We start from the raw sequence: 13,610 nt of genomic DNA on the forward strand, positions 1-13,610 counted from the left end.
TACGTTCTGAAGCATGACGAAGGCCATCACCGTCTCCGGACTGCACAAGTCCTTCGGGCGGACGCACGCTCTCGACGGGCTCGATCTGGAGGTCGCCTCCGGCGAGGTCCACGGCTTCCTCGGCCCCAACGGCGCCGGCAAGTCCACCACCATCCGTGTGCTGCTCGGCCTGCTGCGCGCCGACTCGGGCGCCGCGCAGGTGCTCGGCCGCGACCCGTGGACGGACGCGGTCGAGGCGCACCGCCGTATCGCCTACGTCCCGGGCGACGTGACGCTGTGGCGCAACCTCTCCGGCGGCGAGGTCATCGACCTCTACGGCCGGCTGCGCGGAGGTCTCGATCCCCGGCGCCGGGCGGAGCTGATCGAGCGCTTCGAACTCGACCCCACCAAGAAGGGCCGTACGTACTCCAAGGGCAACCGGCAGAAGGTCGCCCTGGTCGCCGCGTTCGCCTCGGACGTCGACCTGCTGATCCTGGACGAGCCGACCTCGGGCCTGGATCCGCTGATGGAGGAGGTCTTCCAGCGGTGCGTCGCCGAGGAGCGCGACCGGGGGCGCACGATCCTGCTCTCCTCCCACATCCTCAGCGAGGTGGAGGAGCTGTGCGACCGGGTGAGCATCATCCGCAAGGGCCGTACGGTCGAGAGCGGGTCGCTCGCCGAGCTGCGCCATCTGACACGTACGAGTGTGACGGCCGAACTCGCCGGGCCGCCGAACGGGCTGGCGGATCTGCCCGGGGTGCACGGCCTCGACGTCCAGGGGCGCCGCGTCCGGCTCCAGGTCGAGTCCGACCGGCTGGACGCCGTACTGCGGTCCTTGTCCGAGTCGGGTGTGCGGTCGCTGACGTCGACGCCGCCGACGCTGGAGGAGCTGTTCCTGCGGCACTACCAGGACGAGGCGGACGAGACGGCAGAGGCGGCGGCCCGATGACGACCTTCGCCTTCGCGGCGCGCCCCGGCAGCGCACGCCAACTGGCCGGGACGGGCACGCTGCTGCGGTTCGCGCTGCGCCGCGACCGGCTGATGATCCCGGTGTGGACCGGGGTCAACGTCCTGATGGTCCTCTCCATGCCGGGCACGCTGGAGGGCCTGTACGGCACCCCGGGCGAACGCGCCGACCTGATCCGGCAGATGGCCGGCAACTCCTCGCTGCGCGCGATGATCGGCCCGGTCTTCGGCGACTCGATCGGTGCCCTGACGGCCTGGCGGGTCGGCGTCTACGCGGGCGCCCTGGCCGCCGTGACGAGCCTGCTGGTCGTCGTACGGCACACCCGGGACGAGGAGGAGAGCGGCCGTCAGGAGCTGGTCGCCTCCGGGATGGTGGGCCGCCGGGCCTCCCTGACGGCGGCCCTGCTGGCGGCGGCGGTCGCGAACGCGGTCCTGGCCCTGCTGGTGACGGCCGGACTGGCCGGGCAGGGTGCGGCCGGGGCCCTGGCGCTGGGCCTCGGGATCGCCGGGGTCGGGATGGTCTTCGCGACGATGGCGGCGATCGTCGCCCAGCTCACGGAGAGCGCGCGGCTGGCCCGGGGGCTGACGGCGGCGGTGCTGGGCACGGCGTTCGTGCTGCGTGCGGCGGGCGACTCGGCGACCGACGACGGCTCGTCGCCGCTGACGTGGCTCTCGCCGCTGGGCTGGCTGGAGAACCTGCGGCCGTACGCGGACGAACGCTGGTGGGTGCTGGCGCTGCTCGCCGGGGCGGTCCTGCTCCAGGGCGCGGTGGCCTACGGGCTGGCGGGCCGCCGGGACATCGGCATGAGCTTCCTGCCCACCCGCCCCGGCCCGGCGACCGGCCGCCTGGGCAGCGCGGGCGCACTGGCCTGGCGGTTGCAGCGGGGCGGTGTGCTGGGCTGGAGCGTCGGCTTCCTCCTCGCCGGGGTCGTCTACGGCGGCATGACCGAGGGCGCGGCCGACCTGGTCGGCGGCAACGCCGGTGCCCGGCGGATCTTCGAGCGGATGGGCGGGCAGTCCGGCCTGACGGACGCGTTCCTGGCGTCGATGGTGGGCATGCTCGGGCTGGTCGCGGCCCTGTACATCGTGGCATCGGTGCTGCGCCTGCACGGCGAGGAGACATCGGGCCGTGCGGAACCGGTCCTGGCGAACGCGGTCGGGCGACTGCGGTGGGCCGCCGGGCATCTGGTGATCGCCTTCGGCGGCGCGGCGCTCCTGATGCTGCTGGCCGGCCTGGGCTTCGCCCTCGGCTACGGCAAGGACATCGCCCCGATCCTCGGCGCCTGCCTCGTGCAGCTCCCGGCGATCTGGGTGATCGGCGGCCTCACGGTCCTGCTGACCGGCGTCCTGCCCCGGGCGGCAGCGACGTCGTGGGGCGTGGCCGGCGCGGTCCTGCTGATCGGCTGGGTCGGACCCGCCCTGGACATGCCACAGACGGTGCTGGACCTGTCTCCCTTCGGCCATCTGCCCAAGTTGCCCGGCGGGGAGATGGAGTGGGCGCCGGTCCTGGCCCTGCTGGGGCTGGCCGTGGTGCTGGTGGCCGGGGGGCTGGCGGGGTTGCGGCGGCGGGACATGACGACCTGAGCGGCGGCGGGAACTGCCGAGCGGCCCGCGTACGTCCATGCCGGGCATGGGACAACGTACGCAGGCCGCTGCCGGTTGCCTGACCGCGGCCGTCGGCGCGGGCGCGGGACTCGCGGTGTGGGCCGTCGGCGTCAGGGAGCGGCTCTGGCGGTTCGAGGCGGCCCCGGACTGGAGCGTGCTCTACGCCGAACTGCCCTTGGCGATCCTCGGCGGGGTCGCCGCCGCCCTGACGGCCTGGGCCCTGCTCCGGCGTCTCAGACCGCGACGCTGAGCCCCTCCAGCCCCCTGATCACGAAGTTCGGCTTGCGATCGGGCTCAGCGGTCAGGCGCAGGGTCGGGGCCTTCTCCAGCAGCGCGCCCATCGACGCGGCCAGTTCGATGCGGGCCAGGGGGGCGCCGATGCAGTAGTGGATGCCGGCGCTGAAGGAGATGTGGGGGTTGTCCGTGCGGGTCAGGTCGAGGTGGGAGGGGTTCTCGAAGACCGTCGGGTCGTGGTTGGCGGAGCCGAAGAGGAGGGCGATCTCCGCGCCGCGCGGGATCGTCGTGCCGGCGATCTCGATGTCGTCCAGGACCCAGCGTTCGAAGAGCTGGAGCGGGGTGTCGTAGCGCATCAGTTCCTCGACGGCGGTGGGGACGAGGGTGGGGTCGGCGCGCAGGGCCGCGAGTTGGGGCTCGTTGCGGAAGAGGGCGTACCAGCCGTTGACCGTGGAGTTCACCGTGGCCTCGTGGCCGGCGTTCAGCAGGAGGACCGCCGTCGAGATCATCTCCTGCTCGGTGAGGCGGTCGCCCTCGTCGTGTGCCTCGATGAGGCCCGAGATGAGGTCGTCGCCCGGTTCCTTGCGGCGGGCCGCGATCAGTTCGCGCAGGTAGTCGGAGAACTCGACCGACGCCCGCACCGCCTTCGCCGCCGTCTCCTCGGAGGGGTTCAGCTCGTACATCCCGCAGATGTCCGCCGACCAGGGGCGCAGTGGGGCCCGGTCGGACTCCGGGATACCGAGCATCTCGGCGATCACCGCGACCGGGAGGGGTTCCGCCACGTCCGTGAGCAGATCCCCTCCGCCGGACTCCACCAGCGCCGACGCCAGTTCGTCCGCCAGGCCCCGCACATACGGCTTCAGCCGCTCCACCGTGCGCGGTGTGAACGCCTTCGACACCAGGCGCCGGATCCGGGTGTGGTCCGGCGGCTCCAGGTCGAGCATGCCGTGGTCGTTGAGCGTGTGGAACGGCTCGTGCTCCCCCGGCGGCGCGCTGCGGCCGAACTCCTCGTGCGTGAAGCGGTGCTGATACGTCCGGCCGAGGCGCCGGTCGCGCAGCAGGGCCGAGACGTCCGCGTGGTGCGGGACGAGCCACTGGTTCGTGGGCTCGTAGTAGTGCACGCGGCCCTTGGCCCGCAGCTCGGCATAGGCGGGGTACGGGTCGGCGAGGAACGCCGGGTCCCATGGGTCGAACGCGAGGTCGAAAGCAGTCGCCATGGACGGACGCTAGCCCGGATCCCCGTCTCCGACCAGGGGTGTTCCGGCGGGACGGGCGGATGAAGCGCCGGGTTCAAGATCGTTAAGCTGGGTCTGCCGTCTGAGCGGCACGAGTCTTTCGTAAGGAAAAAACTTAGGTCTACGTCCACAAGGGCAGCGGCGTCAACTTGTCCCGGTCCTGAAGGACCGGGCTTGGAGGTAGTGCCCAGCTGGCTGCCGGGTGGACTCTTCCGTCCAGACACCCCTCAGGGGGCGGCAGGGACGCGTGACTCACGCCCCGCGTTCCACACCACAGCGCCACGATGGGCGATGTTGTGGGAAGCGTTCCGGTCCGCGTGGGCAACGACCCCGCAGTTCCGGCAGACGAACAGGGCCTGGTCGACCCGGTTTCTCTTGTCGATGTACCCGCACTCGCAGCAGGTCTGCGAGGTGTGGGCGGGATCGACGTGGACCACGGGCACGCCCTGGCGGTGTGCCTTGTACGCGATGAACTCTCCGAGCTGGGCAAAGGCCCAGGAGTGGAGCGTGACCCGTTGGGGCTTGCGAAGCCGTGCCCTGTGCCGGATACCGCCCAGGTCCTCCAGGGCGATCCCGGCCGAGGTGCGTTGAGCCTCGGTCACGATGCGTTTCGCGATGATGTGGTTGGTGTTCTTCACATGCCGCTGCTCGCGTCGCCGTCGCTCTTTCAGGCGGCGCCGGGCGGACTTGGTGCGCTTCTTCTGCAGCTTGGCCCGCAGATCGACACCGACGAAGTACTCGGGCTCGTACGGCCCGGCCTCGGGAACGTCACAGGTCGCCATCAGGTAGAAGGTGCCGTCGCGTTCGATCAGATCCGACTCGCCCCTGCGGTGCGCGGCCAGCAGCTTGAGGGTCTCGGGGGAGCAGGCGAAGCGCACCTTTTTGAGGCGTCCGGCGGTCGTCCAGACCGACACTGTCTGCTGGTCCAACTGCCAGGACAGGCAACGGTCGTCGAACGGCTGGGCCGCCCGGGGCCGGAAGGTGACCGGCTTGGACTCGGCCTTGATGCGCCGCTTGGAGCCCGGCCTGCCGAGGTTCCCGGCCCGCAGATTGGCCTTGAGGGTGGTGTAGGCGTCCACGACCTTCTTCACCACCCTCACCGCGGGCTGCGCCGACAGCCCGAAGACCGCCTTCAGCTCCGCATAGACCTCCTGCTGCAGGCCGTTGCGGTCGGTGAGGTTCTTGGCGTGGGCGATCGCCGCAGCATGCGTGGCGGCCTGGTTGCAGGCGCGCAGGGTCGCGGTGAGAGCCGACGCCTGCTCGGGCGTCGGCAGCAGCTTCACCTGCACCACCAGCTGCATGGCATCGGACCTTAGTACGGCAACCACACACACGATCCCCCGTTCCACGCAGGTCACCACAACCTGTGACCTTCAGGACGATTGTTCGCTTTCCCTGGCTCCGTCGGGCGGCCGTGTGAGCGCTCCGCGCCCCCGGGGACAGGCCCGCTGCGGCGACGCTCCGCTCCACGACGACAGGAGGCGATTCCTCCCCGGCGCGAACGCCGGGACATCCTCGCCAGAATCAGGTGAACTTCCGCACGGGCGCCGGCACCGGCTACGCGTCCAAGGGCATCCTCCACAAGGACGACTGGGGCAAGAAGCTCGCCACCAAGGGCTCCTGGATCAAGCTGAAGCTCGGCACGAAGTCCAAGAGCGGCATCGCCAAGGGCACCACCGGCTGGGTCTCCAAGTCGTACGTCAGCGACTGCACGCCGATGCAGCTGGACTGATCCGGTCCGTCAGGGTCTGTCGCCCCGGTGCCCGAGGGCCCGCGGGGCGGCGTCCCGCCGGTGCCCGCGCCGGCTAGCCGGGCGTCACCAGCCGCGCCTCGAACGCGAACACCGCCGCCTGGGTGCGGTCCCTGAGGCCCAGCTTCACCAGGATCCGGCTGACATGCGTCTTGATCGTCGACTCGGCGACCACCAGCCGCCCGGCGATCTCCGCGTTCGACAGCCCCTGCGCGATCAGGACCAGCACCTCCGTCTCCCGCTCGGTGAGGTCCCCGTACGCCGCCCGCGCGGAGGGCATGAGGCGCGGGGTCTCGGAGAGCTTGGAGAACTCGGTGATCAGCCGCCTGGTCACCGAGGGGGCCAGGAGCGCCTCCCCGGCGGCCACGATCCGCACGCCCTCGGCGAGCTGGCGGGCCGAGGCGTCCTTGAGGAGGAAGCCGGAGGCTCCCGCGCGCAGCGCCTGATACACGTACTCGTCGAGGTCGAAGGTGGTGAGCACCAGCACCTTCGCCTCACTGTCGGCGGCGACGATCTCGCGGGTCGCCTCGATGCCGTTCAGCTCGGGCATGCGGATGTCCATCAGCACGACGTCCGGAGCGAGTTCGCGGACCTTCGCGACGGCCTCCCGGCCGTTCACCGCCTCGCCGACGACCTCGATCTCCGGCATCGCATTCAGCAGGACCGAGAAGCCCTCGCGCACCATCATCTGGTCGTCCGCGATCAGTACGCGAATGGTCATGCGTCACCCTCGTCCGGCAGGGCGACCGGCAGGAACACCGCCACCTCGTAGCCTCCGTCGTCCACCGGGCCCGCCGTCATCTCGCCGTTCAGCATCGACACGCGCTCCCGCATACCGGTGACTCCGTGTCCGGCGCCGGGCGAGGGTTTGATCAGGCTGGGGTTCGGCGGCGGGCCGTTGACTATCCGCAGGCCCAGCCCGCCGAGAACGTAGCCGATCTCGACGCGGGCGGTCGCGCCCGGCGCGTGCCGCAGGGTGTTGCTCAGCGCCTCCTGCACGATGCGGTACGCCGACAGCTCCACGCCCTGGGGCAGTTCGCGCACCGCCCCGGTCACCGCCTTGTCCACGCTCAGCCCGGCGTCGCGCACATTGGCCAGCAGCCCGTCCAACTCGGCGAGCGTGGGCTGTGGGGCGTCCGGGGCCTCGTAGTCCTCGGCGCGGACGACGCCGAGGACGCGGCGCAGTTCGGTCAGGGCCGCCACCGCGTTCTCCCGGATCGTGGCGAAGGCCTTCTCCAGCTCCGGCGGCGGGTTCTCCACGCGGTAGGGCGCGGCCTCCGCCTGGATGGCGACCACCGACATGTGGTGGGCGACGACGTCGTGCAGCTCGCGGGCGATCGTGGTGCGCTCCTCCAGCAGGGTGCGGCGGGAGCGCTCGTGCGCGGTGACCGTCTGCTGGGCGGTGACCTCCTGCACGGCGTCCCGGCGGATGTGCCGGACGGTGACGCAGAGCAGGATCAGCGCCGAGATGATCAGCATGGCGCCGGAGTTGCTGCCGTACATGGAGGTCGGGCCGATGCCGCTGTCCGCGATCACGGCGTACAGCGCCGTCAGCGCCCACATCCACCCGGCCGTGCGCGGCCTGGTGCGCATCGCCACCACCGTCAGCACGATCAGATGGCAGGCGAAGCTGCCGGCCGCCCAGGGCCATTCGCCCCAGTGGCTGCCGACCAGGGCCACGACCAGGGTGGAGATCATGGACGCCCAGAACGCCGCCACGGGCCGCACCATGGTCAGCAGCACCGGGACCGCGCAGAACAGGCCCATCAGCGCGGCGGGTCCGCCGGAGTCGACGGTGGCGAAGGCCACGGTGATCAGGGCCGCAGCGACGATCAGCGCGTGCGGCGTCCAGGCCGTGTACTCCCGCAGGCGGCCGGGCAGCCGCCGGGCGAAACGCCCGTCGGTGCGCCGGCCCGGCAGGGGCCGGTAGGCGAAGGCGTCCTGGATGAGGTCCTGCCGCAGCCCGCGCAGGGAGTCCACCGCCACCCGGTACTCCGGGCTGTGCGGCTTGGCCCCGGCCCCCGGTGGCGTGCTCTGGAGGTGAGTCGTCTCGGTCACGTACAGAAAGGTAGGCCTCCCCCCGGGTCCAGGTCGTCCCCAGTGAGAGGGGTTCCTCAGCCTCCCTCTCAGGTACTACGGGGACGGCGGGTCCCGGCGCGGTGCCTCAGTACCCCGACGGCCGCACCAGCCCCGACTCGTACGCGAACACCGCCGCCTGCGTCCGGTCCCTGAGCCCCAGCTTCACCAGGATCCGGCCCACATGCGTCTTCACCGTCTGCTCGGCGACGAACAGATGCCGGGCGATCTCCCCGTTCGACAGGCCCTGGGCGATCAGGGCGAGCACCTCCGTCTCCCGCTCGGTCAGATCGCCGACGCGTTCCTTGAGCGGGGAGCGGGGCCGGCCGTCCAGCCGGGAGAACTCGGCGATCAGCTTGCGCGTGATGACCGGGGCGAGCAGGGCCTCCCCGGCCGCCACCACCCGGACCGCCTCGGCGAGCTGCTCCGACGACGCGTCCTTCAGCAGGAACCCGGAGGCCCCGGCGCGCAGCGCGTCGTACACGTACTCGTCGAGGTCGAAGGTGGTCAGCACCAGCACCCTGATGTCCGGGTGGGCGGCCGTGATCAGCTCGGTGGCCTCGATACCGCCGACCCCGGGCATGCGGATGTCCATCAGGACGACGTCCGGGGAGGTCTCGGCGGCCTTCGCGACGGCTTGCGCGCCCTCCTTCGCCTCGCCGACGACCTCTATGTCGGGCTGGGTGCCGAGCAGCACGGTGAAGCCCTGCCGGACCATCGCCTGGTCGTCGACGATGAGAACCCGGATGGGTCCGCCGCTGCCGCTCGTCATGGGGTTCCTGCCTCAAGGTCGGAATCTGGATCGGGATCGGGATCGGGATCGGGATCGGGGAAGTAGTAGGTGATCTGGTCGCTGCCCGGTGTCGCGTCGGCGGGCGGGGTGTCCGGGAGGAACGCGGTGACCTTGAAGCCGTCCCAGTGCCAGGGGTGCGCGGTCATGGTGCCGCCGAGCATGGCGACCCGCTCGCGCATGCCGAGCAGTCCGTGCCCCGCTCCCTTCGAGGGCGACGCGGGCCCCGTCGGCCGGGAGTTGACCACCTCCACCTCCAGCCCGTCCGACCGGTAGGTGAGACGGACCTTGGCGCTCGCGCCGGGCGCGTGCCGCAGGACGTTGCTCAGGGCCTCCTGCACGATCCGGTACGCCGACAGCTCCACGCCGGGCGGCAGCGGGCGCCGCTCGCCGTTGATCTCCGTGGTGACCTCGCGGCCGGCGGCCCGGGTGTTCTCCACCAGCGCGTCGAGCCGGTCGAGGGTGGGCTGCGGGGCGTGGGCGGCGTTGCCGCCGCCCGGGCCGAGAGGCTCCTCCCCCGGCCCGGGCTGCTCCGAGCGCAGCACGCCCAGCACCCGGCGCAGCTCGGTCAGCGCCTCCACCGCGTTCTGCCGGATGCCCGCGAGGTTCTCCTTCAGCTCGTCGGGCGGGTTCTCGACGAGATGCGGGGCGACCTGCGCCTGGATGGAGATGACCGACATGTGATGGGCCACCACGTCGTGCAGCTCCCGCGCGATACGGCTGCGCTCCTCCAGCAGGGTGCGCCGGGTGCGCTCCTCGGCGGTGAGCGTGGTCTGCTCGACGAGTTCCGCACGGGCCTCGCGGCGGCCCCGCAGGGCGGTGCCGACGAGCACGACGACGGCGGACAGCGGGATCGCGATCGCGCCGGTGGCGTCGTAGCGCACACCGGCCGACCACCAGCCCTGGAGGACGGAGGTGAGCACCACCGTCACGGCCAGCGCCTCCACCGCCGCGCGGGTGCGCACGCGCAGCGCGAGCAGCAACAGCACGAACAGATGGGAGATGATCCCGGCCGCCGTCCAGGGCCAGGTGTAGGTTTCGGCGTCGGCGCCCAGCCGGCCGTGCAGCACAACGGCGCCCAGCACCCAGCTCACCGTGGACAGCCACCACCCCGGGACCGGCCGCCACATCCCGAGAATCATGGCCCCGGCCTGCCCGCCCGCGACCAGGAACGCCGCTCCGGGGCTCAGGTGGCCGTTGTCCACCAGGTCGCCCATGGCCCCGACCAGGACGCCGAACGCGGCCAGGCACACCAGCCCGTGCGGCAGCCAGCGCAGCCAGGTGGAGGGCGGCAGCGGATCCGCCCGGACGGTCCACAGGTCCTCGCGCAGCACGCGCAGCCAACCCCCGACGCGCGCTCGCAGCGCGCGGCCCACCCCCGTGTCCGTCACGCGGGCCAGCCTAGACATGGCGGGCCTTGGCCGCTGTCCCCCGGCCGGACGGACGGTGCGCCCGCACCACCCGCGACCGGCGGCCCGGGTCGCCGGCCCGTTCGAAGGAGCGGAACGCGGCGCAGCAGACCGCGAGGGCCAGGGCGAACACCGGGAACCACAGAAGCCGGACCCCGACCCAGTCCAGACCGTCGGGCCGCGTGTGCAGCCCGGGGAGCCGCCCCGCGAGGAGGCCGGTGGCCGTCGTGGCCATCAGGGCCGTCTGGTGCCACAGGAAGAGGGTCATCGCCGAGAGGTTGACGAGCGCCACCGCCGCCCAGGCCACGGGCCGGCGCATCGCGCGGCGCAGCCGCTCCCGCAGCAGCAGGGCGAGACCGCACTGGGCCAGGCCGAAGGTGACGACGGCCAGCGACGGCGGGTCCAGGTTGGACATGCCCTCGCCCGGGACGCCGACCATCGACGCCGGGTAGCCGGCGAACACGACGAGCACGGCGGTCGCCGCCGCACCGCAGCCGAGCAGCACCCAGCCCGCCCGACGGCCCTCCAGCTCGCCCCGGGTCCAGGCCGCGCCCAGGGTGTAGGGCACCGTCCAGCCCGCCACCACGTTCACCCAGCCCAGCCAGGCGGGGCCACCCAGGCCGAACCGCACAAGGTCCACATGCAGTACGACGGCCAGCGGCCACAGCGGGTTCAGCCGGGTCAGCAACGGGGTCGCCGCCGTCAGCACGGCGAACACCACGAGGAACCACAAGGGTGACAGCGCCAGTTTGACCAGGGTGCGGACCGTCCCGAACTCGGCGCCCGACAGCAGCAGCGCGCACCCGGCGACCGTCCACAGGCCGAGGACGGCCGCGACCGGCTTGAACAACCGGGTCAGACGGCCCGTCAGCCAGCGGTGGTACGGGACGCCCCGGGCGCGGGCAGCGGCATAACCACGCGTGGCAACATGGCCGCCGACCAGGAAGAACACGGCGAGGGTCTGGAGCAGCCAGGAGACGGGTGTCAGCCAGGGCATGTCCTTGAGCGGGCTCGCCGTGCGCAGGGCGCTGCCGTCGGAGACCAGGGCGGTGACCAGCCAGTGGCCGAGGACGACACCGAGCACCGCGGCGGCGCGCAGGGCATCCACGGCCCGGTCCCGGCCGGCCGGGGTGGCCGTACCGACGCGGTCGGCGCCGTGGAGCACCAGATGCCGGAGGCGTCGTACGCCGACGTCAGTCATGGGTCACCGCCTCGGTCTCGCCCAGGACGATCCGGGTCAGGTTGGCCAGGGAGGTCGTACCGGGCCTGAAGTAGTCGCTGTGGCCGCCGTCGCCGGCCGCGAAGACCCGGGCGCCGAAGGCCGGGGAGACGGGGTCGGTGCCGAAGCCGACGGTGGTGCCGAACAGGTCCGCGCTGACATGGGGGACGTTCGCCACCCAGTCGTCGCCGCCGAGGGCCGCCCAGACGCGGGCGCGGGTGCGCAGGCCGGCGGCGGTGTCCGCGCCGGTGCCGGGGCTGCCGACGAGCGCGAGATCGTCGACGGCGAGCCCGGCGGCGGCACGCCCGCAGACGACCGAGCCGTACGAGTGGCACAGCAGCGAGATACGCGGCCCGTCACCCGCTATGGCCCGCAGGTCGGAGACCAGGGCGCGCAGCCGCGGGGCCGCCTGCTCCGCCCTGCCGGTCGTGGTGACCGTCGTGCTGACCGTGCCCGGCGTCTCATAGCCCAGCCAGGCCACCACCGCGGTGCGCGTGCCCGCCGGGGCCTTCCGGACGAGCTGCCGGTGCAGCGCGGCGGCGGCCGCGTGGAACCGGCCGTAGGTGTCGAGGCTCGTGTCGGAGCCGGGGACCAGGACGGCGATCCGGTCGGCCCGGGCGAGGTCGCCCAGCACCTCCGTGACCTGCCCGGGGCCGCGGCCGTCGAAGGCGAGGAGATGCCGGGCCGGGGCGGCCAGGGAACGGTCCGTCGCGGCCCGGGCCCGCTCGTGACGGCCCGCGGCCATCCGGGCCGCCGAGGCGGCGTTGGCGCGGTTGGCCGCGTACGCCTCGTCCAGCGTCGACGCGTTGAGCGGAGCGAGGGAGGCGGGTGCGGGAGCGGGGATCTCCGGCCGGGCCGCGCCGGACAGAGGGAGAACCACCGCACCCGTGACGAGCGCGGCGAGCACGGCTCTGCGCCATCGGCCGCGGCGACGCCGAAGGCCGGGGCGGTTTCCGCCCGCGTCTCCGTCGCTGCGGCCGCCGTCGCCTCGGCCGCCGTCGCTTCGGCCGCCGTCGCCCCGGCCACCCTCACGGCTGCCGTCACGGCTGCCGTCACGGCGGTACCTCGATGCGGACCCCATGGTCGTCCCCCTCCAGCGCACCCGGCCATCGGGTCTGCACGGAAGGGAAGTTACGGAGCGGGAGGCGTCGTCCGCGTCCCACCAAGGAACTCACCTGCGGAGTAGCTCTCAAGTACTACGGGTATACCCGGGGACCACCCACGGGTTCCCTCAGGAAAGCCTCTCACCAGGCCAGTTGCTCGATCTCCTGAGCCACGACGGCGCACGCGTCCGCCGCAGGGTCGATGAGCGGGAAGTGCCCGACACCCTCCAGAAGCGTCACCCCCACCATCTCCCCGGCCTTCGCCGCCGCCTCCGCGTACGACTCGGCGACCGTCTGCGGCACATCGAGGTCCGCTCGCCCCTGGACGAGGGCCGTGGCGATGCCGGTCGGCAGCAGCAGCGCCGGGTCCGCGTACGGCTGCCGCTCGGCGAAGTGCTCGTCCCCGCCCAGGAGTTGGCGCACAGCGCCCCCGCACACGTCCAGCTTGTCGGCGACCGCGAAGTCCGCGATCGGCGCGAGGGCGACCACGCCCCGCAGCGCCGCCGAACCGCCACTGCGCCAGGGCGAGTCGACGGGCAGGACGTGCCGGGCGGCGCCCCACAGCGCGAGGTGCCCGCCCGCCGAGTGGCCGGTGAGGACCGTACGGCGCGGGTCGGCCTGCGGCAGCAGCTCCCGTACCAGCGCCGGGAGGGCGTCCAGCGCGGCGGCCACGTCGTCGAAGGTGTCGGGCCAGCGGCCGGCGAGGGAGTCGTTCTCGCCACCGCACCGGTACTCGGCACTGGCCACGGCCAGTCCCCGACGGGCGAGGAAGTCCGCGAACGGGCTGATGTGACGCCGGTCGTACGGCGCCCGCCAGGCACCGCCGTGCAGCACGAGGACGACCGGGGCGGGCCCGCCCGGGCCGGCCTCCGCGCGCGGGGCGTAGAAGTCGATCACCTGGTCGGGGTGGTCGCCGTAGGCGGCGGTGGCGTCGGGGCCGACGGGCTCGTGGGAGAACACCGACTTCTCCTCGGCAGCGGCCCGTGCTGCTGCGACGTCGTCCGACATGCTCCAACCTTCCAGCGAAACGAGCGAGAACGTACGGGCGGACCAGGTCAGAAGTCGGCCGTTGGCCGGGACGGTACCAGGCGGGTGACATGCGCGGACACGTGGATGTCACGCTGGGTGAAGATGGGGCGGTTCAGCCGTTTCCTTGCGTCTGGGGCGAGTTGCCGACGAACGGGCTGGGAAACGAACGGCCCCCGCGGCGGCAGGGGCCGTTCGTCAGGGGCCGTCCGTCAGGG

13 protein-coding genes are annotated in these 13,610 nt (G+C 72.6%); 4 read left to right on the forward strand and 9 right to left on the reverse strand.

Features of this window, described 5'->3' with window-relative positions:
- Positions 1 to 13 precede the first annotated feature (13 nt).
- Genes NNW99_RS16900 through NNW99_RS16910 form a run of 3 tightly spaced genes read left to right on the forward strand, consistent with a single transcriptional unit; the run spans position 14 to position 2,800 of the window.
- Positions 14 to 928, forward strand: a complete 915-nt coding sequence (locus NNW99_RS16900) for an ABC transporter ATP-binding protein (RefSeq protein WP_215119978.1) — start codon at positions 14 to 16, stop codon at positions 926 to 928.
- On the forward strand, positions 925 to 2,529 hold the full coding sequence (locus tag NNW99_RS16905) for an ABC transporter permease (RefSeq protein ID WP_215119979.1): 1,605 nt from the start codon (positions 925 to 927) through the stop codon (positions 2,527 to 2,529). The genes NNW99_RS16900 and NNW99_RS16905 overlap by 4 nt, the downstream gene beginning before the upstream one ends.
- A gap of 46 nt (positions 2,530 to 2,575) precedes the next feature.
- On the forward strand, positions 2,576 to 2,800 hold the full coding sequence (locus NNW99_RS16910) for a hypothetical protein (protein ID WP_229873076.1): 225 nt from the start codon (positions 2,576 to 2,578) through the stop codon (positions 2,798 to 2,800).
- Here NNW99_RS16910 and NNW99_RS16915 read toward each other — a convergent pair.
- Both NNW99_RS16915 and NNW99_RS16920 read right to left on the reverse strand, forming a co-directional pair.
- Positions 2,784 to 4,001, reverse strand: coding sequence for a cytochrome P450 (locus tag NNW99_RS16915; protein WP_215119980.1), 1,218 nt, complete (start codon positions 3,999 to 4,001; stop codon positions 2,784 to 2,786). The two genes, NNW99_RS16910 and NNW99_RS16915, sit on opposite strands and share 17 nt — an antisense overlap.
- A gap of 245 nt (positions 4,002 to 4,246) precedes the next feature.
- Positions 4,247 to 5,320, reverse strand: a complete 1,074-nt coding sequence (locus NNW99_RS16920; protein ID WP_215119981.1) for an RNA-guided endonuclease TnpB family protein — start codon at positions 5,318 to 5,320, stop codon at positions 4,247 to 4,249.
- Positions 5,321 to 5,547: 227 nt separating this feature from the next.
- On the opposite strand from NNW99_RS16920, the gene NNW99_RS16925 reads away from it, so the two are divergent.
- Positions 5,548 to 5,751 carry an SH3 domain-containing protein gene (locus NNW99_RS16925; RefSeq protein ID WP_251057828.1) on the forward strand — a complete coding sequence of 68 codons (204 nt, stop codon included), beginning with the start codon at positions 5,548 to 5,550 and terminating at the stop codon, positions 5,749 to 5,751.
- Positions 5,752 to 5,824: 73 nt separating this feature from the next.
- Here the strand turns inward: NNW99_RS16925 and NNW99_RS16930 are convergent, their stop codons facing one another.
- From NNW99_RS16930 to NNW99_RS16960, 7 genes are all read right to left on the reverse strand, one after another.
- Positions 5,825 to 6,490 carry a response regulator transcription factor gene (locus NNW99_RS16930; RefSeq protein ID WP_215119982.1) on the reverse strand — a complete coding sequence of 222 codons (666 nt, stop codon included), beginning with the start codon at positions 6,488 to 6,490 and terminating at the stop codon, positions 5,825 to 5,827.
- Entirely contained in the window at positions 6,487 to 7,827 is a 1,341-nt protein-coding gene (locus NNW99_RS16935; RefSeq protein ID WP_215119983.1) for a sensor histidine kinase, read from the reverse strand. Before NNW99_RS16935 ends, NNW99_RS16930 begins: the two co-directional genes overlap by 4 nt.
- Positions 7,828 to 7,933: 106 nt before the next feature.
- Positions 7,934 to 8,617, reverse strand: a complete 684-nt coding sequence (locus tag NNW99_RS16940; RefSeq protein WP_215119985.1) for a response regulator transcription factor — start codon at positions 8,615 to 8,617, stop codon at positions 7,934 to 7,936.
- Positions 8,614 to 10,044: a sensor histidine kinase gene (locus NNW99_RS16945; protein WP_215119987.1), complete on the reverse strand. Its 1,431-nt coding sequence runs from the start codon at positions 10,042 to 10,044 to the stop codon at positions 8,614 to 8,616. The genes NNW99_RS16940 and NNW99_RS16945 overlap by 4 nt, the downstream gene beginning before the upstream one ends.
- A complete protein-coding gene (locus NNW99_RS16950) occupies positions 10,037 to 11,245 on the reverse strand; it encodes an acyltransferase (protein WP_215119989.1) in 1,209 nt (402 codons plus the stop codon). The genes NNW99_RS16945 and NNW99_RS16950 overlap by 8 nt, the downstream gene beginning before the upstream one ends.
- On the reverse strand, positions 11,238 to 12,344 hold the full coding sequence (locus tag NNW99_RS16955; protein ID WP_215119990.1) for an alpha/beta hydrolase: 1,107 nt from the start codon (positions 12,342 to 12,344) through the stop codon (positions 11,238 to 11,240). Before NNW99_RS16955 ends, NNW99_RS16950 begins: the two co-directional genes overlap by 8 nt.
- 163 nt (positions 12,345 to 12,507) lie before the next feature.
- Positions 12,508 to 13,374, reverse strand: coding sequence for an alpha/beta hydrolase (locus NNW99_RS16960; protein WP_215119991.1), 867 nt, complete (start codon positions 13,372 to 13,374; stop codon positions 12,508 to 12,510).
- Positions 13,375 to 13,610 lie beyond the last annotated feature (236 nt).

Source organism: Streptomyces sp. CRCS-T-1 (assembly GCF_024442335.1).
Classification (GTDB): domain Bacteria; phylum Actinomycetota; class Actinomycetes; order Streptomycetales; family Streptomycetaceae; genus Streptomyces; species Streptomyces koelreuteriae.